Genomic DNA, 20,402 nt, shown 5'->3' on the forward strand with positions numbered 1-20,402 from the left:
AACATGACGCCCGAGCAGCGGCGGCTGACGATGTCGCGCATTCGCGGGCGCGACACCAAAGTGGAGCTGCTTGTTCGGAAGGAGCTGCACAGGCGCGGATATCGCTATCGAGTGAACGCAGCATGGCTGGTCGGCAAACCTGACATTGTGTTCACCAGAATTCGGCTTGCTGTCTTTGTGGACGGCGACTTTTGGCACGGCTGGAAGTTCGACCAATGGTCCGAAAAGCTGGCTCCCTATTGGCGCGACAAGATCGCTGGAAACATGGCCCGCGACCACAGGCACATGGTGCGGCTGCGCCGCGAAGGCTGGACGGTTATGCGCGTCTGGGAGCATGACGTCGAGAAAAACTTTGCACGCTGCATTGAGCGGATCGAGCAAAAGGCGGCCCAACTGCGCCAAACGTGAATTGAATCAATCGTTCGCTGTTTCGGCGATATTTACTGTGCAGTGAATATCTCCTTTATCGAAGCGTGGGCGTCCCGGCGTTCCGCCGTCAGGCTCTCGGGCGTTGCCCCGTGCCAGGCTGTGCCCGTCACGGCCCTTCGGCTTCGATCCTTCACGCCTCCGGCCGTCTCTGCGTTCCCGGCCTGCGCGCTGCGCTTGCCTTGGGGCAATGGAGTGTGGTGGTGGGGTGGCCTTGCTGTTCCCTTCAACGTACCACGCTGTTCTCGCTGTCAAGGTCTGCGCGCACGGTGTGCGCTTGCGTCCTTGCGGCCGTCTGCGAACCCTGACACCTGCGCTGCAGCGTGCTGGGGCCGGTCTCGGGCAATTCCGCCCGCTACAGACCGGAGCAGACCATGTCGCAACTTTCTCTTTCCCTCGATTCTTCCCTTCTCGTTCGCGATGTCGCGGGCGACTACCGTCCGGCCAATTCTGACGAGGTGCTGCAAGCCGCTCAGCGGCTACTGGGTGCGCAACTGCGCGGGCGTGAGGTGCTGACTTCGCCGCAGGCAGTGCGCGACTTCCTGCGCGTGAAACTGGGTGGTTTGGAGCACGAGGTGTTCGCGGTGCTGATGCTCGATGCGCAGAACCGCCTGATCGAATACGTCGAGCTGTTCCGGGGTACGGTGAGCCAGACATCGGTGTATCCGCGCGAGGTGGTCAAGGAATCACTGGCGTTCAACGCCGCAGCGGCGATTTTTTGCCATAACCATCCGTCGGGTGTCGCCGAGCCATCGCGGGCCGACGAGGTGTTGACGCAGACGCTGAAAACGGCGCTGTCGCTGGTGGACGTGCGGGTGTTGGATCACCTGATCGTCGCGGGCAACGACGTACTGAGTTTTGCGGAACGTGGGCTGCTATAGCCCGAGGGGGCATCGCCCCCTTTTTTGCCTCATCCGTATACCGCTGCGCGCTGCGCTTGCCCTCCGGGGGATCGGCTGGTCAGCCCATCCCCGCCGCACTCTGTTTGGCGCCCCTGCAATGCCGCCGAACAGGTTGCACCTGATCGGCCGACCGACACCTATCTAGGCGTGCCAGTAGCACGCAGGGGCGCTCGCCGCACGGCGTTGGTTTCAGCGCATCCCTGGCCCATCGGCCGCTGTTCGTCTTTCCCCAAGTCCATCGCTTTCTACCGCGACCGTAGCCCGCAGTGCCTGGCCGTCAAGGCGCGCAGGGCCGAGTCCTCGCCGTTGGCTGCGGGCCGCACCAACCCTGCGCTTCTTCCTTGACGGCCACGCCCTCGCTGGCCCGGTTTTTCGCGGGCGATGAACTCAGGAAAGACGGCGGCAAACAGGGACCGGCCCAGGTCTCTGCGCCGAACCAACCGAAGCCACAACGGGCTCCGAATCTTGGAATCCGGTCAGCTTTGAAACCACAGCATTTTTTTGGAGAAAGATCATGCAACTTGCAACCCGCTTCGCATCCCGCTCCCCCGTACTGCGCGCCGATTACCCGTTATCGGATGACCAGATTCGCGCCGTAGCCCCGTCCATCTTCGCCGAGGACAAACACGCCAGCCGCTCAGACCGCTATGCCTACATCCCGACCGGCGCAGTGCTGTCCGAACTGCGCAAGGAAGGGTTTCAACCCTTCATGGTGTGCCAAACCCGTGTGCGCGATGAAGGCAAGCGTGAGCACACCAAGCACATGGTACGGCTGCGCCATGCAGACCAGATCAACGGCGCGGAAGCCAACGAAATCATCTTGCTGAACTCGCACGATGGCACCAGCAGCTATCAAATGCTGGCAGGCATGTTCCGCTTCGTCTGCAAAAACGGACTGGTGTGCGGCGATACCGCGGCCGATCTGCGCATCCCACACAAAGGTGACGTGGTCGGGCAAGTAATCGAAGGCGCGTATGACGTGCTGGATGGTTTCGACCTTGTGCGCGAGCGGCGCGACGAAATGCGCGCCATCACGCTGGATCGGGGCGAAGCCGAAGTGTTCGCCCATGCCGCGCTGTCCCTCAAATACGACGACCCGGCTACACCCGCGCCAATCACTGAATCGCAATTACTGATGCCGCGCCGCCGCGACGACGACCGGCCCGACCTATGGAGTGCCTTCAACCGCGTGCAGGAGAACCTGACGCAAGGCGGGCTGACGGGGCGCAACGCCAACGGACACCGCCAACGCACCCGGCCCATTCAGGGCATTGACCAGAACGTCAAGGTCAATCGCGCCCTGTGGCTGCTGGCCGAGGGCATGAAGCAGCTCAAGGCCTGAACGAGCCCACCCGAGGGGGCTAGCCCTCTCGATCACCCGCCCATTTTTTCAAATCTTAAACGTCCCGCATGGGACAGGAGCTATCACCATGAACACCGTTACCCATCAAGAAGTCCAAGCCCTTGAAGCCGCCGCGCCCTCGCAAAACATGCTGCTGGTGCCGCTGTCGCAGCTTCGTCCGTCCAAGTGTGAACGGCTGTCAGTTTCCGCGTAAATCTGGTGTCGAGAACCTTACGGTCGTGCTCACCCGCTGAGTTCGTCGGCTCTTTGAACTTCCTTTGAATTGAATTGAGGTGCCCGCTGCGTTGGGCACGGAGGTGTCCTTTTCGAAGCTGCTTTGGACTGGGATGGCGGGAGGGAGCCAAGGCTGTGGCATGGCGCAACGCCGGTCTTTTGCGATACAAATCGCTTTGCCTGTGTAAGAAGCAGGCGCGACAGTGCTAGTAACTTGCAGGTCAACACACTGCCGCGCCCCGAGGCCCTACTGGAGAGCGACGTTGCGCGCGTAGTATTTCACAAAGCGTGTGAGGCTGTCCAGACACTGATTTCACGCATGGGCAGGACTGCCCATGCAAACCGATCAACCACCGCCGAGGCTCTTTCTTTGCGCCCGCTGCCGCAGCGCCGTAATCATTTGCAGCCACTGCGACCGTGGGCAGCGCTATTGCAGCGCCGCTTGTTCGCACCAAGCCCGAACTTGCGCCCAGCGCGCAGCCGCCAAGCGCTATCAGGACAGCCGCAAGGGCCGTCACGCCCACGCCCGGCGCCAGAGGCAATGGCGCTCGCGTCAACAAATAGTGACGCATCAGGGTAGCCCACCACCGCCCATTTTTGATGTACTCCCAACCGACCAAGCAACAGCCTCGCAAGTCGGCGTAAATCAGAACTGCAAGTGCCACTTCTGTGGCCGTTCGGTCTCTGTTTTTGTACGCCAGGACTTCCTGCGCTGTCGTTTTCGTCACCCATTGAGCCAACCAGCATGGAGTACCGATTCACATGAGCATTACCCCTGAACTCACAGCGCAAATCCTGCGCTACCACCACGCCGAGCACTGGCCGGTGGGAACCATCTCGTCCCAGTTGGGCGTGCACCGCGAGACCATCATGCGCGTTCTCACCCAAGCCGGCGTGGCCCCAAATGTGCCGGCACAACGAGCCTCGGGCGTGACCCCCTACATGCCCTTTATCGAGCAGACCTTAAAGCAGTTCCCCAGTCTCACTGCCAGCCGCTTGCACGCCATGGTCGTGGAGCGTGGCTATGGCGGTCGCCCCGACCACTTCCGCCACATCATCGCCAGGCACCGCCCGCGCCCGCCAGCCGAGGCCTACTTGCGCCTGCGCACCTTGCCCGGCGAACAATGCCAATGCGACTGGGGTCACTTTGGTCACATCCAAATCGGTCAAGCCAAGCGGCCATTGATGGCCTTTGTGATGGTTTTGTCCTGGTCCAGACGCATCTTTCTGCGTTTCTTCCTGGGTGCACACATGGAGAACTTCCTGCGCGGCCACGTCCAGGCCTTTGAATCCTGGGGTTCACTGCCCAGGGTCGTTTTGTACGATAACCTCAAGAGCGCGGTGCTCGAGCGCAAGGGGCAGGCCATCCGCTTCAACCCCGCCTTGCTGACACTCGCGGGGCATTACCACTTCGAGCCACGACCAGTAGCACCGGCCCGCGGTAATGAGAAGGGACGGGTGGAGCGCTCGATTCGCTACATCCGCGACAACTTCTTTGCCGCACGCGCCTTCTCCAGCCTCGACGACCTCAACGCACAGGCCGATGCCTGGGTGGCAGGCGCTGCAAGCCAGCGCCGCTGCCCCGAAGACACCAAGCTGTCGGTGCAGGAGGCCTTTGAGCAGGAGTTGCCCCAGCTCAGGGAACTACCAGCGACCCCGTTTAGTTGCGAGGAGCTCAAGATCGTCTCTGCCAGCAAGACGCCCTACATTCGCTTCGATCTGAACGACTATTCCATCCCCCACACCCATGTGCAACGCAGTCTCACCGTGCACGCCAGCCTCAATGAGGTCCGCATTCTGGATGGCCAGCAGGTCCTGGCCACCCACCGACGGTGCTGGGACAAGGGCGCGCAGATCGAGATCGACGCCCACCTGGACGAATTGGTGCAGCACAAGCGGGCCGCGCGGGTCCACCGCGATACCGACCGCCTGGTGCATGCGGTGCCCCAGATTCAGACTTTGCTTAACGAGGCAGCCAAACGGGGTGAGCCGCTGGGACGCACCGCCAGTCAGTTGCAGGAACTGCTCGATGTGCATGGGCGCACGCCGATGACTGCGGCCGTTGCAGATGCCCTGGATCGCGGTGTGCCACACCCCAATGCCGTTCGCCTGGCGCTTGAGCGCCAACGCCAGCAGCAAACCCCACCCCCGTTGGGTGTGGCGCTGCCAGAACATGTGCGCGAGCGTGACATCGCAGTGCGCCCCCACAGCCTGGATGGCTATGACCAACTCATTGGGAACCAAGACGATGCAAACGACTGATCCATCAACACTCAAACACCGCGCCCACGTCCTGCAACTGCACGGGGTGCTGGCCAACTGGAGCGCATGTTGCACTGAATCCTGGGTGGCCACGTTGCTGGACTGGGAGGAGCAGGAGAGGACCCGCCGCTCCATGGAGCGCCGGCTGCACAGTGCGCACATCGGGCGCTTCAAGCCTTTGGCCGATTACGACTGGAGCTGGCCCGAGCAGATTGATCAGGGGGCCGTGAGCGATTTGATGACGCTGCAGTTCATGCACAGCGCCAGCAACGCCATTCTGGTGGGCCCCTCCGGTGTTGGCAAGACCACTATCGCTCAGAATATCGCGCACCAGGCGGTGCTGCAGGGGCACACCGTCATGTTCACCACCGCCGGCAAGCTGCTGGGCGAGTTGGCCAGCCTGGACAGTGATTCGGCACTGCGAAGCCGATTGCGCCTGTATGCCAGGCCAGCCCTTTTGGTCATTGACGAGGTTGGCTATCTCTCGTATTCCAGCCGCTATGCCGACTTGTTGTTCGAGTTGATCAGCCGCCGTCACGAACAAAAGAGCACGCTTATCACCACCAACAAGTCCTTTGCCGAGTGGAATGAGGTGTTCCCCAACGCAGCCTGCGTGGTCGCACTTGTGGACCGGTTGGTCCACCATGCCGAGATCGTTGGCATCAAGGGCCAGTCGTACCGGCAGAAGGAGGCGCAGGAACATGCCAAGGCACGCTCTGGCAAGCGTAAATCTTCAAAGGGGACAACATGAAATCATGGAATCAACCCTCTGGCCTGCAAGCAGGGTTACCGTTCACGGTGGATTCCACCTGGACGCCGGAGCAGGCATTGGCGGTGTGGGAGTTGCTCGATGACCTGCGCGACCGCGTTTGGACCCATTACGGATGGGCCATTCAGAACCTGATGCGTGAACAGCACATTACCCTTGAGTCACTTGACGACTATGACCAGGACTTGCCGTTTTAAATAACGAAGAACTTCCACCCCCAATGGATAGGGCCCCTCATGGGGCCCTATCCATTGGGGCTCTGTGAACGCCAGATTCAGCCGCCAGAATTCGCCGCCATAAACGACCACCAAATTCGGCAGCCAATTTACGCCGCCATTTACCACCGCCAGATTTCTTCGGTTTTAGAGCGCCGCTAACAGTCCAAGCGCAATGTGCGCAAGACCTTGGGCACTTCCATCAACGAACTAGCCGCCAGCATAGAGCGCGTAGGCCTGCTGCAAAACCTGACCGTGACTCTTGCCAGCGATGGCGAGCATTACGAAGTGGTGGCCGGTGGTCGCCGCCTTGCGGCATTGAAACTGCTGGCGAAGAAGCGGCGCCTTGCCAAGGATTACCCGGTGCCTTGCCTGCTGGTGGCCGATGCCTCGGCCCGCACTGCCAGCCTGTCCGAGAACGTGCAGCGCGAAGCTATGCACCCCGCCGACCAGTTCGAGGCGTTCGCCGCCCTGATCGCGGAGGGTCGCCCCATCGAGGACATTGCCGCCGATTTCGGTGTCACGCCTTTGGTGGTGCAGCGCCGCTTGAAGCTGGCGAACGTTTCGCCGCGTTTGATGGCCGACTACCGGGCCGATGCGGTGAACCTTGACCAGTTGATGGCGTTGGCAATCACCGACGACCACGCCGCACAGGAGGCCGCGTTTTACGATGCGCCGAACTGGCAGCGCACCCCGACCGCCTTGCGCGAACGGCTGACCGAGCGGGAGATTGATGCCCACCGTCATCCGCTGGTGCGCTTTGTCGGGCTGGAAGCCTACGAGGCCGCAGGCGGTGGCATCCGGCGCGACCTGTTCGCGGATGCTGACCAAGGTATCTATTTGACCGATGCGGCATTGATAGACCGGCTGGCACAGGACAAGCTGGCAGGCATTGCCGACGAGGTGCGCCGCGAGGGCTGGGCGTGGGTGGAGGCCGTGCCCGCCGCTACCTATGCCGACCTGCAAGCCTTCCAGCGCGCGCCGAAGGAACGGCGCAAGCCCCATGCCCGTGAGGCCAAGCGCATCGCCAAGCTACAAGCGAAGGTGCAGGAAATCGGAGAAGCCTTGGATGCCGCCCTTGATGCCGAGGACGAAGAAAAGGCCGATGCCCTCAACGACGAAGGTGTCCGGCTTGGGGAGCAACTGGAAGCACTGGAAGCCGAATTGCTGGCCTATGGCTCGACTGTTCGCGCTGCTGCCGGTGCCATCGTCACCCTTGATCGGCAGGGCGAGCCTGTCATTCATTGCGGCCTGCTGCGTGATGCCGAGGCCAAGGCATTGCGCACGCTGGCGAGGGTGCAAGGCGGTATCGACCCGGAAGACACTGAGGACGAGGACAGCTCGGAGCCGAAGAAGGCCGGAATCTCCGAGAAGCTGGCACGCCGTTTGAGCGCCCACCGCACGGCGGCGCTGCAAATCGAGCTGGCACGCAATCCGCAGGCTTCGCTGGCCGCGCTGGTGCATGGCATGGTGCAGCGGGTCTTGCAGGACGGCTATGCGGTAGAGCTGCCCATCGGCATCAGCGTCCGCCCACAGGACAAGCTGGAAGGCTACGCCCCGGACTGGCCGCAATCGCCCGCCGCTGTCGCCTTGCGGGAACTACAGCAGGCATGGGGCGAGAAGCTGCCGGAGGACGATGCCGAACTGTTCGCCGTGCTGCTGGCAATGCCACAGGATGAACTGGTGCGGTTGTTGGCGGTGTGCGTGGCCTCAACGGTGGACGTGGTTTCCTCGCGGGAACACGATGCGCCGGGCAAGGTGCTGGCGCAGGCGGTCGGGCTGGACATGGGGGCATGGTGGAAGCCGACTGCCGAGGGGTATTTCTCCCACGTCTCCAAGGCGGTGATTCTGGAAGCTGTGCAGCAGTTCGCGCCGCAACACGTCACCCGATTGGCGAAGCTCAAGAAGGCCGACATTGTCAGCGAGGCCGAGCGGTTGGCAGTGGGGACAGGCTGGATGCCTGCCATGTTCAAGAGCGAGGACAGCACTGGCGCGGCGCAGGACGACACGCCAGAGGAGGCCCCACAGGATGCCGCCGCCGAAGTGGAGGAAGGGGCCGAAGCACTGGCCGCGTGAGGTCGCAACGACAAATGGCCCCGGAGCAGAAATGCACCGGGGTATTTTTTTGAAAAATCGGGCGCGGCAAGTGTGCCGCGCCCGGTCTAACAGCCGACCAGCCACCCCAAAAAACCAAAAACGCGCCCCGCCGCCATGGCGGGGCGTCAAATCGACAGGCACTCCGGCCCATGCCGGGCCTGCGCGTGCGATGCACTTGCCCAGATGGAGCCCCCGCCACGTTGGGCAGGGGATGGGGTGCGCTGCACCTTGCTGCGGCAGGTTGTACAAATGCGTGCCGCCCGCGATGCTGACGGTTGGCCATTTTTGCATCACGAAGGACAGTTCACCGACACGCCGCACAGCCTTGCCATGAAGATTCCACGCCACGCTTCAACCCGTTTGCCGTCTGGTGCAGGGAGCGTTCCCGCCAGTCGTTCCGAGCCAGACCTTGCCAGCATCAAGGTGCATGCCGGCGCAGCCTGCTTGCGGGGATGCCGAGTTGACCATCGTTCCATTCGGGCCAGTTCGACCCCTGCGTCCTTGGCTTGTCGTGAATCCTGGCGAGGGCACGGCTTGCGCCTCGGGCTTCATGGCTGCAACCGTCCGGCCCAAACAATTTCCCCGGCGCTGTGCGCCTTCCTCGCGCAGCAAATTCTTTGGGCCTCCCGGTCCTCCACGCTGTTGCGGCCGCTGCGCGGTGCGGCCAGCCCGTCCCGCGCCGGGCGGATCACCGACAAGGACGCGATGGGCGCGATCTTGCAACCCCGAAAGGAAATTCATCATGGCTAACATTGGCACCTTCACCGCAGACAAAGACGGCTTCACCGGCACGCTTCGCACCCTGACGCTCAACGTCAAGCTCAAGTTCATCCAGAACGACAAGACCAGCGAGAACGCTCCCGACTACCGCATCCAGGCCGCCAACGGGCTGGAGGTCGGCGCAGCGTGGAAGAAAATCAGTCAGGCCGAGCGGCCTTACCTGTCGGCGAGCCTGGACGACCCTTCGTTCCCGGCTACCATCTATGCCCGTCTGATCGAGGGCGAGGACGTCACGCACAATCTGATCTGGTCGCGCAGCAAGGGCGACTGATCGCCGCCCCGACGCCCCGCCCATCGTGGCGGGGCTTTCCCTGACGGTCAGTGCTCAGGATCGGAAGCCGTCAAACGGCTTTCCGTCTCCGTCATCAAGTCGGCCGAACTGCAACCCAGCGCCCGTGCGATCTTGAGGATGATCGCCAGCGTGGGCATGTGCTCGCCACGCTCGATCTTGCCCATGTGTGAGCGCTCGATGTCGGCCAGGTTGGCCAGCGTCTCCTGGGCGACCCCTTGCTCCGTTCTCAGCGCGCGCACTGCCGCGCCGAAGGCTTGTGCCGGTTCGGCCTCGAAAGTGGTGGCGCCGACCGGGCGGCCACGCTGGATTGATCGCTTCTGCATGCACAGAAGCGTCGATTAACAGCACAATTAAAACCACGTTATCTTTAACTCATTGGTTATTTCGGCCTACCATATTGGGTAGCGGTATCTCGCTCGTCATCGTGCTTTTACGCTTCTGCGTAAAGCCGGATTCGTATTTCTGTGCTTCCGTGGATTCGTTGACTTCCATCTGTACGCTTTTACGATCTTCCGTAAATCCTTAATGGCACATCTGAGGCTTTCCGTGCATCCAGCAATACGGCTTCGTGCGTCGTCGGCTTTGTGGGCATCCTGTCCGCTCTCGGGTTCACTCCACAGCGGACAAGTACGCGAGTCTGGCGCACGCCGCTTGCCGTCAACCCCGGCCCGCACCGGACCGTGTTGGGGTATGACGGCTGCGCTTGGCGCGTGCGCCCCAGTCGCCTCGCTCCGCCGTGGAGTGAACCCTTCAAAGGAAGCGACCATGACCCACCCTCTCATCACCGACGAACAACGCGCCCAACTGCTTGCCAATGGACAAGCCACTGCCGAAGGCCAGGGCATTGACCCGCCGCCCGTCGTCAAGCTGTTCACCCCGGACGCGCACGCGACCTGGCTGCTCACCGAACTCGATCCCGAAGATGGCGATACGGCCTTTGGCCTGTGTGATATCGGAATCGGCATGCCCGAGCTGGGCACCGTGCGGATATCCGAGCTGGCGTCCATCGTCGGACCGTTGAAGCTGCCCATCGAGCGGGATCTGTATTTCGTTGCGCAGCGCACGCTGTCAGACTATGCGCGGCTCGCCCGCATCAACGGTTCGATCATTGACTGATAGAACCGCATGGCCCGCTGCGGCGGGCCATCCAGGCGCTGCCGCCTCCGGCGTACTGTGTCTATTTCGGTCTCAGTTCAGACCCTGATCGCATCAATCCAGACTATGCACCGTAGCGGTGCAAACACGACCCAAACAGTCACGATGCCTGGTGAGCCTTGCGGCACCGTGTTCGGATGCTGCGCACCATCTCCGGTTGCGCAGCCGTCGCATTCGGACGCCCACTGCAACGCTTCGGAGTCCATCGGGTTTGACATTGCCAGTTTATTGAATACCCCATGACGTTTTGACGATGACTCCATAGCTTCGTAGCGCCGATGCCCGTGGCGACTGTTCCTGCTATCCGACAGGAGGTTGCGCCATGGCTGAGTTGAGTTCCGATCATTGGCATCCGAGCGCCGCGTATCTCTACGTCCTGCATCTGGACGGCCCGGCCTTGGCCTGGGAATACTTGCGGCGCGACCTGGACTACCAGCGTGACTGGTTACGCCGTCACCGCCACCCCGGCCAGGCGCAGCGCTGGGGCCTGCGTCTGCTGGAAGACCCCGACCAGGATGCGCGGGACGTGCACCCAGTCTGGTTTCCCGACCACGATACCGTGGTGCAGCTCTATCCCGATGCCGATCCGCCACCCAATGCCAGCCTCTTCGAATTCTGGTGTATCCCCGGCCACAAACAACTGATCCATGACGGTCGACGCCTGGTGCTGGTCGTCCGGCAACCGGGTTGCTGCCTGCGCTTGGCACTCGCGCCAGCGCTGGAGGACGGCATGGCCTATGTCTACGCCATCCGCGCCTGCCAAGCGCCTTGCGTCCGCTATCGCGCGCTGGCGGGCGAACTGAACAAGCTGCAGGAGGCCAGCAACACCACGCCTGCGGGAGTGGTCAAACCGCGTCCATCCCCGTCGTCATTGCTGGAACTACACACCCTACAGGCGCTCGACGGCACCCTGGCGGGTGCGTCTTTGCGCACGGTGGCCGACGTGCTGTTCGGCCCCGATGCCGTGGCCGAGGGCTGGCACGCTGATGGCGATCTGCGCGCCCGCGTGCGCCGCCTGGTGCAGCGCGGGAAAAAGCTGATGCGCGGCGGCTATCGCCGCCTCGCACAGCTTCCGCCGCTTGAGCAGGGACGTTTTGCATCGGACGCGAATCGTCCCTGAGCAAAACGCCGTGCTTTCTTGAGACTGGCCTCCATCCGGTCGCGCTGTTGTGGCCGGCGACCCTGACCGATGGAGGTTCACACCATGAGACCAGCTCCTTTGCGGCCCGCTACCGCACCCACAACTACTGCCACGCAGCCAGCCCGCTACCTCACCAATGACGAGGCCGCAGAGTTTCTGCGGCTGTCGCCGCGCACGTTAGAAAAACAGCGCGTCATCGGCGGCGGACCGCGCTTCCGCAAATTCGGCCGACGTGTCATGTACGCGGTGGCCGACCTCGAAACCTGGGCGGATGCCCGCAGTTTCGAGGCCACCTCTGATCCCGAATACGCCGAGCGCCATTCTGGCGACAGCCGCGATGGTCAACATGGGCGCCGCTGAGGTTAGACAGGCCAGGCGCGCCGGTGGCCCTCACCATGTCCAGCCCATCGCTGCCGCCAGCGCAGCCGATGCAGCAGCGCGAACAGCTCGACCTGTTTCGCGCGCTGCCGGGCGACATGGCGCCTCGCGACGCCCAGGACCTGATGGCCTATCCGTTTTTCTCGCTGGCCAAGTCGCGGCGTATCGCGCCGATCGACTTTCGTTCCGGTGGCGTGACCGTACGCGTGGAGGGAACACAAGAGCACGGCATCGCCACAATCTGGGATGCCGACATCCTGATCTGGGCGGCCAGCCAGATCGTGGAAGCGCGGGATGCTGGCATCCGCAGCTCCCGCCGGATGCAGGCCACCCCCTACGAGATCCTGCGTTTCATTGGGCGCGGTACGTCGTTGCACGACTACCAACGCCTGAAGGCGGCGCTGGACCGCTTGCAGTCCACCAGCGTGGCAACCTCGATCCGGGAAACGACAGGCCGACGCCTGCACCGCTTCTCATGGATCAACGAGTGGAAGGAGCGGGCCGACTGTTAACGGCGGCGTAAATCCGCTGAAAAATGGCGGCGGAAATTGGTGTCGAGCAAATTTTGTTTGCCAAGGTCACAAAGGGGCTTTGTGACCCAATGTGATTGTTTTCCCCTGTGGGCCGCATCAAGGGTACGCTTCGCCGGGCTGTCGCCCGCCCTTGACCCGACCCACAGGGCATATTTCGTGCCTGCTTTTATGCCGCCACCAGATTTACGCGGAAACTGACAGCCATCGACAGCCGACAGCAAGGGGGTTCCGCTGGGCCTCGAATTGATTCTGCCGGACTGGTTCTATGCCGGCGTGCTGGACGAAGCCCTGGTACTGACCATCGACCCGGCGTATTTCAAGCTCACGGGCGGCATCGAGCGCTGGCTGTATCGGCTGGTGCGCAAACACGGTGGCAAGCAGCCCGGTGGCTGGCAGTTCGACTTCCCGCACCTGCACCGCAAATCGGGCAGCTCGGCACGCTTCTCGGACTTCGCCTACGACCTGCGTGCCTTGGTGGCACGGCAGTCGTTGCCGGGTTACACCCTGAGCATCGAGCGATTGCCGGGAGAGCCGGAAATCCTGGCTTTCCGGCCCGTGCCGCAAACGGCACGGGGATAAGTCGTGGACAACCTGTGAATGGCCTCGTGCTATCAGGCGCAAGGTGGCTCGTGCTATCGGGAGTACGTCTCTCGTGCTATCAGGAGTACGAATCGCCCGCAAAGCCAGTAACGGCGCTGGTTCCCGCCTCCCTTAACTTACCTAACTTAAAACCTCTAACTTTTAATATCAATCACAAGGTTAAATCCACCGGCTTCCAGCCGGTCAGCTTCAGCAGTGAAAATGAGGGTGCTGGGGGTGTAAATTGTTCGAAGAATTTCCGCATCTGAAGAAGCGGTAACGGGGGGGGGCGACTCATTTGGGCGCGGGCTACTTTTGTGCCACGGTAGGGCAGATAACTGAAGAGATGATCAAGAACTATTTGGAGCATCATTTTGAGCCGAACCCGAACGATGATTTCAAGACGGAACCGTAGAAGGACGCGTCGTTCAGGCGACGCGTATCAGGACTTCCAGTCCGCAACCCAAACCCACCAGCTTCAGCTGGTGGTTGTTTAGTAAGAGCGTGCCGGTTCGGTGGATAAGTGCTGAAACCGGCTTTGAACCCCGCTTTCAAAACCGTTTGCCAGCAGGAGCAAGGCCATGATCATCGCCTTGCTCAACCAAAAAGGCGGGGTCGGCAAGACCACGCTCGCCACCCACATCGCCGGTGAACTAGCGATGCAGGGCAAGCAAGTCATCCTGCTGGATGCCGATCCGCAAGGGTCATCCCTGGATTGGACACAACGGCGCAGCCAGCAAGGGCTGCCCAGATTGTTCAGCGCAGTCGGCTTGGCAAGGGAAACCCTGCACCAGGAAGCGCCAGAACTGGCCAGGCGCTGCGATCACATCGTTATTGATGGGCCGCCCAGAATCGCCGCACTCGCGCGCTCCGCGCTGCTGGCGGCCGACTGCGTGCTGATCCCGGTGCAACCCAGCCCTTATGACGTCTGGGCCAGCGCCGAGATGGTAGCGTTGATCCGCGAGGCCCAGGTCTTCAGGCCAACGCTGCGCGCGGCCTTCGTCATCAACCGGCGTGTCAGTACCACGGTCATCGGACGCGAAGCGCGCAACTCGCTTGCCGATCAACCGCTGCCCGCACTGCGCGCAGAGGTGCGCCAACGTATCGTCTTCGCCGACAGCGTGGCGGCTGGCCGGCTTGCACGCGAGCTGGTGCCGGACAGCGCTGCTGCGCGCGAAATCACTGCGCTGGTGGATGAGCTGCTGCGGTGGTCGCCATGAGCAGCAAGCGCATCGCCATCGGCGCACGTCCACCGGCGAATCCGCAAGCCGAAGCCTGGATTCGCCAAGGGGAAGGTGCAGACATCAACAAGGGCGACCTCTACACCGCACGCCTGACCCTCGACGTGACGCCCGCGCTGCGCGCTCGCATCAAGGTCTCTGCTTTCACCCAAGGCACCACGGTGGCCGAACTGCTGCGCGCCATGCTGGAACGGGAGTTTCCGGAGAAGACGTCATGACTACAAATACGCAGAACCAAACACCAACGAAAGCAGCGGTATCGCCGTCATTACACGCTGTCACTGGCCACGCAGGCAACATGCCGTTGACCCGCGTGGCGCTCGCTTACGTGGACAAGCGCATCAATCTCTATCTGCGCTTCGGCAACCCGGCGCGCACCATCCAGCTTGACCGCTGGCGGCGCAGCGCGGTGTTCCTGGCGGCATCCATCTTCTGTCGCATTCGCTGGGAGTCCAACGACTACGGTACGACACGCTGGCAACTCATGGTGATGCAGGCCTGCACGCCGCTGGACGAGGTGCAGCGCATTCCCGGCATACACCCCGGCGCGCGCATCCTGCTGCACGCCGAAGGTGAGCGACAGGCGCAGTCCCTGCTGCCATTGATCGACGCCATCGAGGCGCTGGGCATCAACCCCATCGACGTGTCGCCCGCGTACTGGCGCACGCTGGGCAACCGTCTCTCTGCACACCTGGCGCTGCCGCAATACACCGCCGAGCGGCATGCCGCCTGGCTCGCCGGGAGGGAATTGCAATGACTGCGGCAACGATCAAACCTCGCTCGCGCATGCGCACTCACCTCGTGCTGGCAGTGCTGTCCGCTTGCGGCCTTGCCGCGCTGGCCTGGGCATCCTTCGTGACGCCTTCGGCACATGTCGTCTACAACCCGTCCAACAGTGTGCCGGTCGGCTGGTATCGCATCGAATCGGTCAATTCGCCAGCCGACTCGCTGCACGTCGGCAGCATCGTGCTGGCCCAGCTTCCGGCAGAAGCGGCCGCACTGGCTGCGCAGCGTGGCTACTTGCCGCCGCACATCCCGCTGCTCAAACGTGTTGGTGCGGTTGCATCTCAACACGTCTGCATCGTGAATGGTGTCGTGCGCATTGACGGCGTGCCCGTGGCCGCCGTGTTGCGCGCCGACCGGTTGGGTCGCCCTCTACCTTCCTGGCCGCAGTGTCGGGCGCTTGCCGAAGGTGAATTGTTTTTGCTCAGCGCGACTAATCCGGCGTCGTTCGATAGCCGGTATTTCGGGCCGATTGCTGCATCCACCGTGATCGGTACGGCGCAGCCGATTTACCTGGAGAAGCAACCATGAAATCGACCGGCTGCATGCAGACTGACCGGGGGTCTTTACGGTTTCGTTTTTGCGTTGACGTGCTATCGGAGCTGTCGTTGCCGATACTGGCGCAACGTCATTGTGCGTGCAGCTTGAACGCATTTGCGCCGCGCTTTTCCCTGCATCCGTTGCTGCGTTTGAGGAACAGTTCTTCGCACGCTTTCGCGCACGTTTGCGTGCGCTCCAACGTGCAGATGGCTTGCCCCGAGCGCGCCATGCCGCAGGCATGGCTGGCGCTCGTCGGCCGACAGGCTGCGCGGGACGCAGCGCCGCCGGGGCACCGCAGACCCGTGCCGCGAGGCCGGGGAAAGGTGCAGGGCAAGATAAAAGGACGCGGCACTTCGGCGCGTCGAAAGCCTTGTCTGCACGTGGGTTGGAGCGGCACGCGCTTTGAGTGGCTCTGTGCCGTGATCAGCGCGAAGACCGCGCCCGCATTGATCGAATGGCGTGCTTCGCCCGCTGGGCTTGGCAGTGCTGCGCTGGAGTTCATGCCATGAGCAACCAGGACGATGACCGGTTCCGCGTCCGCCCCGGCGCGCCCAAGAACCGTCAGCAGAAGTTCGTTTCGCAGGTTTTGAAGGAAGTCAGCAAGGCTGGTGGGAAGTCGGTACGCAAGTCGGGGGCGCGGCCTGGCGCACGCCTCGGTCGCGGGCATGTGGCCGCCCAGTTTACTAGCCGCACTGCGCAGCCGGGTTCACGGCACGTCACCATCAAGACCCGGCTGGTGAATCTTAAGCAGGCCGGATCGCGTTCGACCACCACGCACCTGCGCTACATCGAGCGCGAGGGTGTCGGCCGCGATGGCGAACCGGGCCAGGCCTATGGACTCACGACGGACAACGCTGACTTAGCGCCTTTCGAGGAACGCGGCCGGGAGGATCGGCACCAGTTCCGCTTCATTGTTTCGCCCGAGGATGCCGAGCAGCTCGACGACCTGCGCCGCTACACGCGACACCTAATGGGCCGCATGGAGGCCGATCTGGGAACTAACCTGGACTGGGTGGCGGTGAACCACTGGAACACCGACAACCCGCACACCCACATCGTGCTGCGCGGCAAGGACGACACCGGCAAAGACCTCATCATCTCCCGTGATTACATCTCGCAAGGAATGCGCGAGCGCGCCTCAGAACTGGCGACTGAATGGCTGGGGTTGCGTACTGAGTTGGAGATCCGGCAGAGCCTGCGGCGGGAGGTCGATCAGGAACGCTGGACCGGCTTAGACCGCACACTGCAACGAGAAGCGCAAGGTGGGTTGGTCCACATCAATCAACCCACCGAAGACCCCAAACGCAGGCAGCAGCGCGTGCTATTGAACGGACGACTGCAACGCTTGCAGCGCATGGGGCTGGCGCACGAGTCAGCACCCGGTGTGTGGGCTCTCCACGCCGAGACCGAACAGGTTCTGCGGACGATGGGCGAGCGTGGCGACATCGTGCGCACGATGCAACGAGCCATGGGCGGCGTGCCACGCGACTTGGCGGTGTTCGAGCCGGGCGAGAACACCCGACTCGTGATCGGTCGCGTGGTGGCCAAGGGCATGGCCGACGAGATGTATGACCGGGGCTATCTTGTCGTCGATGGCATCGAAGGCAAGGCACACTACGTTGCATTGAATGCCAAGGTGGAACTGGAGCAGTACCCGGTGGGCGCCGTGGTCGAAGCTCGTGGTTCAGCCGACATTCGCGCAGCCGACAAGAACATCGCCGCACTCGCAGTCGATGGCGTGTACCGCACCGACCATCACCTGACGATGGCCAAGGTTCAGGCCACGTCTGGGCGCGATCCTAAAGAAGTGGTCGATGCCCATGTGCGCCGCCTGGAAGCACTGCGCCGGGCGGGCATTGTGGAACGTATGGCCGAAGGCGTCTGGCGCGTGCCAGCAGACCTGCCCGAGCAAGGTCGGCAATACGACATGCAGCGGCTGGGTGGTGTGGCAGTCGAGATGCGTTCGCACTTGCCCATTGAGCGGCAAATGCGCGTGATCGGCGCGACCTGGCTGGATCAGCAATTGATCGGTGGTGCCAGCGGTATAGCGGACAACGGGTTCGGCAGCGAGGTACATGACGCGCTGCGGCAGCGGTCGGATTTTCTGATTGAACAGGGTCTGGCCGAGCGACGCGGACAGCACGTGATTCTGGCGCGCAATCTGTTAGCGACGTTGCGCGGTCGGGAAGTCGCGGTGGCGGCGCAAGACATCGCCGCCGAAACCGGTTTAGCTCATCGCCCCGTGGCCGATGGTGAGCGCATCACCGGTGTCTACCGGAGCAGTGTGATGCTCGCGAGCGGACGCTTCGCGATGCTCGACGATGGCATGGGATTCAGTCTGGTGCCGTGGAAGCCGGTGATTGAGCAGCGGCTGGGGCAGACCATCAGCGCCGTGGTGCGCGGCAATAGCGTTTCATGGGAGTTTACAAGGCAGCGGGGGCCGTCGATTGGCTGAGACGGTCGGGCAGTGAATCTCTCAAGCGATATCCCAAGGCGAAACTGGCAGGAATCCGGAAACCAACTCATCCACCACCACACGCACTTTGCTCGACAGGTGCCGCGTTTGCGGCCACAGAGCATGAATCGGGAAGCCCTGAGTTTCAATCTGCGGTAACACGGCCTCTAGCCGGCCGGATTTCGAATGCTCTGCGACCAGCCAGTTGGACAGCAGCGCCAGACCATGGCCCGCCAGTGCGGCATCCAAAATGGCTTCGCTATGGTTGAACCACAGGCGTCCACGAACGGGGGGCGACAGCGGATGACCGTCGGCACCCACAAACAGCCAGGGTCTGGCATTGCTGCCGCGCTCGAAGGTGATGCACGCATGATTTGCCAGTTCTTCCAGGTTTGTCGGGCGGCCATGTGCGTCCAAATAGGCCGGGCTGGCACAGACCACCGCCTTCTGTACTCCAAGATGCCGGGCTACCACGGTGGCTCTGTCATCCAACGGTCCGATACGAATCACGAGGTCGATCCCTTCCTCGACCATATCGACCCGCCGGTCGGTTAGGGTTACCTCAAGTTCCAGCGCCGGATAGCGAGAGGCTACATCGAGCAGAACGGGCAGCACCCAGCGCCTGCCGAAGACCACAGGGAGATCGACCCGCAAGCGGCCGGTCGGCATCTGCTGGTGGGTGGTCACCGCCGACTGCACGCCCTCCAGTTCCGCGAGGGCACGAACACAACCCTGATAGAAAGTCTGCCCCTCATTCGTCAGGCTTAAGCTGCGCGTCGTCCTGTTGAACAGTCGCACGCCCAAGTGGTCCTCCAGGCGCGCGACGCTCTTGGCGACACCGGATTTGGAAATGCCCAACCGCTCTCCCGCGAGGGTGAAACTGCCGGCGTCGGCTACCTGCACGAAGACACCGATGCCCTTGAGGTGCTCAGTCATGATCAATTTGAGGTCTCAATTGGAGAATTCTTGTCAACTCTGATTGTAATATAGGCCTATTTATCTTTCAATAGATCGTCAATAAGATGGCAACCATCATAGAGGGCGCTGTCCGCGTCCTCTTAACATGGAGCACGCATCTTGCCGACGACGGTCCCCCATCCCACCTCTGAACGAACCAGTTCTCCCGTAATCCGGGGACAGGTATTCCTGCTGGCGCTAGGCGCGGGTGTTGGGGTCGCCAACGTCTACTACATCCAGCCGGGTCTCCATCTAGTCCAGCAGACGTTCGGCGCAGATGCCGATGCGGTAGGCTGGGTGCCCACGCTGACTCAGGTCGGCTATGCCCTGGGTATGCTATTACTGGCTCCGCTCGGCGACTTGATGGACCGCAAGCGCCTGATCCTGGGCAAGGCATTGCTACTGGCCCTGGCGCTGATCGCATCAGCCCTCGCGCCAACCCTGGCTTTCCTCGCCACGGCAGGAATCATCGTCGGACTGCTGAGCAGCATCGGGCAGGATTTCATCCCCATCGCGGCACAGCTCGCATCCGAGGAACACCGCGGTCGCGTGGTGGGAACGGTAACGACCGGCCTGCTCAGCGGCATCTTGCTGTCCAGGACATTGGGTGGACTGGTGGCACAAGGCCTGGGCTGGCGGGCCATCTACTGGATCGCCGTCAGCCTGCTGCTGATCGTCGCGGTGGCGGTATGGCGTTTTCTGCCACATCTGCCGGCTGCTACGCAGGGGAACTACGGTCGGCTGCTGCGAAGTCTGGCGGCGCTTTGGCAGCAACACCGGGCCTTGCGCCGATCCGTCTCCACGCAAGCGCTGCTGGCGGCTTCGCTGGGCGCGTTCTGGTCCACGCTGGCACTAATGCTGGCGGGGCCACCTTTTCAGCTTGGTGCCGGCGTGGCGGGTGCATTCGGCCTAGCGGGTGCCGCTGGTGCGCTGGCCGCACCGCTGTTCGGCCATTTGGCCGACCGCACCGGCCCGCTTCCTGCAATCCGGCTGGGAGCCCTGCTAGTGATGCTGTCGTTTGGCGGCATGTGGTTGCTCTCTGGCTCGCTGCCAGTGCTAATCGCCGGTACCGTGTTGTTCGACCTGGGGGTCATGGCCGCTTTGGTGTCGCACCAGACCATCGTCAATGATCTGGACCCTTCCGCGCGCAGTCGCCTGAACGCGCTGTTGATGACCGGCGCCATGTTCGGCATGGCGGCAGGTGCCTGGGCGGGTAGCTGGGCTTGGGCGCACTACGGCTGGCCAGGCATCTGCGCGGTTGGTATGGCGGTGGGTACCGGCGCCCTGGCGCGTTCGTTTTCTCGTTAATCATTCGGAGACT

General features: G+C 62.5%; 21 protein-coding genes and 4 pseudogenes. 23 read left to right on the top strand and 2 right to left on the bottom strand.

The window, feature by feature from the left end; all coding sequences use genetic code 11:
* The first annotated feature begins 3 nt into the window (after positions 1-3).
* From RV1423_RS11915 to RV1423_RS11950, 10 genes and pseudogenes are all read left to right on the top strand, one after another.
* Positions 4-408, top strand: a complete 405-nt coding sequence (locus RV1423_RS11915; protein WP_197034928.1) for a very short patch repair endonuclease — start codon at positions 4-6, stop codon at positions 406-408.
* 392 nt (positions 409-800) lie between these two features.
* Entirely contained in the window at positions 801-1,307 is a 507-nt protein-coding gene (gene radC, locus RV1423_RS11920) for a DNA repair protein RadC (protein WP_034296779.1), read from the top strand.
* 535 nt (positions 1,308-1,842) lie between these two features.
* Positions 1,843-2,670 (top strand): DUF932 domain-containing protein, encoded by an 828-nt coding sequence (locus RV1423_RS11925; protein WP_034296781.1) that lies wholly within the window; start codon positions 1,843-1,845, stop codon positions 2,668-2,670.
* 88 nt (positions 2,671-2,758) lie between these two features.
* Entirely contained in the window at positions 2,759-2,884 is a 126-nt protein-coding gene (locus RV1423_RS30830) for a hypothetical protein (RefSeq protein ID WP_255344206.1), read from the top strand.
* A gap of 782 nt (positions 2,885-3,666) precedes the next feature.
* On the top strand, positions 3,667-5,166 hold the full coding sequence (gene istA / locus RV1423_RS11930; RefSeq protein ID WP_034296783.1) for an IS21 family transposase: 1,500 nt from the start codon (positions 3,667-3,669) through the stop codon (positions 5,164-5,166).
* Positions 5,126-5,917 carry an IS21-like element helper ATPase IstB gene (gene istB, locus RV1423_RS11935; protein ID WP_081768798.1) on the top strand — a complete coding sequence of 264 codons (792 nt, stop codon included), beginning with the start codon at positions 5,126-5,128 and terminating at the stop codon, positions 5,915-5,917. Before istA ends, istB begins: the two co-directional genes overlap by 41 nt.
* Positions 5,914-6,132, top strand: coding sequence for a hypothetical protein (locus RV1423_RS11940; protein WP_034296786.1), 219 nt, complete (start codon positions 5,914-5,916; stop codon positions 6,130-6,132). The genes istB and RV1423_RS11940 overlap by 4 nt, the downstream gene beginning before the upstream one ends.
* Before the next feature lie 189 nt (positions 6,133-6,321).
* Positions 6,322-8,226: pseudogene (locus RV1423_RS11945) on the top strand (ParB/RepB/Spo0J family partition protein); the annotation flags it as partial.
* 270 nt (positions 8,227-8,496) lie between these two features.
* Entirely contained in the window at positions 8,497-8,997 is a 501-nt protein-coding gene (locus tag RV1423_RS29800) for a hypothetical protein (RefSeq protein WP_155835094.1), read from the top strand.
* Complete coding sequence (locus tag RV1423_RS11950; RefSeq protein ID WP_034296788.1) at positions 8,990-9,298, top strand: DUF736 domain-containing protein; 309 nt, start codon at positions 8,990-8,992, stop codon at positions 9,296-9,298. The genes RV1423_RS29800 and RV1423_RS11950 overlap by 8 nt, the downstream gene beginning before the upstream one ends.
* Positions 9,299-9,345: 47 nt before the next feature.
* On the opposite strand, the gene RV1423_RS11955 is transcribed toward RV1423_RS11950, so the two are convergent.
* Complete coding sequence (locus tag RV1423_RS11955; RefSeq protein WP_034296790.1) at positions 9,346-9,642, bottom strand: helix-turn-helix domain-containing protein; 297 nt, start codon at positions 9,640-9,642, stop codon at positions 9,346-9,348.
* Positions 9,643-10,084: 442 nt separating this feature from the next.
* Between RV1423_RS11955 and RV1423_RS11960 the strand changes: the two genes are divergently transcribed.
* From RV1423_RS11960 to RV1423_RS12010, 12 genes and pseudogenes are all read left to right on the top strand, one after another.
* Positions 10,085-10,435 (top strand): DUF2958 domain-containing protein, encoded by a 351-nt coding sequence (locus RV1423_RS11960; protein WP_034296791.1) that lies wholly within the window; start codon positions 10,085-10,087, stop codon positions 10,433-10,435.
* 361 nt (positions 10,436-10,796) lie between these two features.
* Complete coding sequence (locus RV1423_RS11965) at positions 10,797-11,594, top strand: DUF2285 domain-containing protein (RefSeq protein ID WP_034296793.1); 798 nt, start codon at positions 10,797-10,799, stop codon at positions 11,592-11,594.
* A gap of 84 nt (positions 11,595-11,678) precedes the next feature.
* A complete protein-coding gene (locus tag RV1423_RS11970; RefSeq protein WP_034296794.1) occupies positions 11,679-11,975 on the top strand; it encodes a helix-turn-helix domain-containing protein in 297 nt (98 codons plus the stop codon).
* 35 nt (positions 11,976-12,010) lie between these two features.
* Positions 12,011-12,490 (top strand): annotated as a pseudogene (locus RV1423_RS11975) (replication initiator protein A); the annotation flags it as partial.
* A gap of 243 nt (positions 12,491-12,733) precedes the next feature.
* Positions 12,734-13,105 (top strand): annotated as a pseudogene (locus tag RV1423_RS11980) (replication initiator protein A); the annotation flags it as partial.
* A gap of 241 nt (positions 13,106-13,346) precedes the next feature.
* Positions 13,347-13,520 (top strand): annotated as a pseudogene (locus tag RV1423_RS29040) (transposase); the annotation flags it as partial.
* Between the two features lie 166 nt (positions 13,521-13,686).
* The gene (parA, locus tag RV1423_RS11985) at positions 13,687-14,325 is read left to right on the top strand and encodes a ParA family partition ATPase (RefSeq protein WP_034296795.1); all 639 of its coding nucleotides are present in this window, start codon (positions 13,687-13,689) and stop codon (positions 14,323-14,325) included.
* Entirely contained in the window at positions 14,322-14,564 is a 243-nt protein-coding gene (locus RV1423_RS11990; protein WP_034296797.1) for a hypothetical protein, read from the top strand. Before parA ends, RV1423_RS11990 begins: the two co-directional genes overlap by 4 nt.
* A complete protein-coding gene (locus RV1423_RS11995) occupies positions 14,561-15,103 on the top strand; it encodes a DUF2840 domain-containing protein (protein WP_034296799.1) in 543 nt (180 codons plus the stop codon). Before RV1423_RS11990 ends, RV1423_RS11995 begins: the two co-directional genes overlap by 4 nt.
* Complete coding sequence (locus RV1423_RS12000; protein ID WP_034296800.1) at positions 15,100-15,660, top strand: S26 family signal peptidase; 561 nt, start codon at positions 15,100-15,102, stop codon at positions 15,658-15,660. The genes RV1423_RS11995 and RV1423_RS12000 overlap by 4 nt, the downstream gene beginning before the upstream one ends.
* The gene (locus RV1423_RS29805; RefSeq protein WP_155835095.1) at positions 15,657-16,178 is read left to right on the top strand and encodes a hypothetical protein; all 522 of its coding nucleotides are present in this window, start codon (positions 15,657-15,659) and stop codon (positions 16,176-16,178) included. The genes RV1423_RS12000 and RV1423_RS29805 overlap by 4 nt, the downstream gene beginning before the upstream one ends.
* Positions 16,175-18,124: a relaxase/mobilization nuclease and DUF3363 domain-containing protein gene (locus RV1423_RS12010; RefSeq protein ID WP_034296805.1), complete on the top strand. Its 1,950-nt coding sequence runs from the start codon at positions 16,175-16,177 to the stop codon at positions 18,122-18,124. The genes RV1423_RS29805 and RV1423_RS12010 overlap by 4 nt, the downstream gene beginning before the upstream one ends.
* 21 nt (positions 18,125-18,145) lie before the next feature.
* Here RV1423_RS12010 and RV1423_RS12015 read toward each other — a convergent pair whose 3' ends face one another.
* Entirely contained in the window at positions 18,146-19,060 is a 915-nt protein-coding gene (locus tag RV1423_RS12015; protein WP_034296968.1) for a LysR family transcriptional regulator, read from the bottom strand.
* Between the two features lie 192 nt (positions 19,061-19,252).
* Here RV1423_RS12015 and RV1423_RS12020 point away from each other — a divergent pair, with 192 nt between their 5' ends.
* Entirely contained in the window at positions 19,253-20,389 is a 1,137-nt protein-coding gene (locus RV1423_RS12020) for an MFS transporter (protein ID WP_034296969.1), read from the top strand.
* Positions 20,390-20,402 lie beyond the last annotated feature (13 nt).

The sequence above is a fragment of the Herbaspirillum sp. RV1423 genome (genome assembly GCF_000577615.1).
Taxonomy (GTDB): Bacteria; Pseudomonadota; Gammaproteobacteria; order Burkholderiales; family Burkholderiaceae_D; genus Herbaspirillum.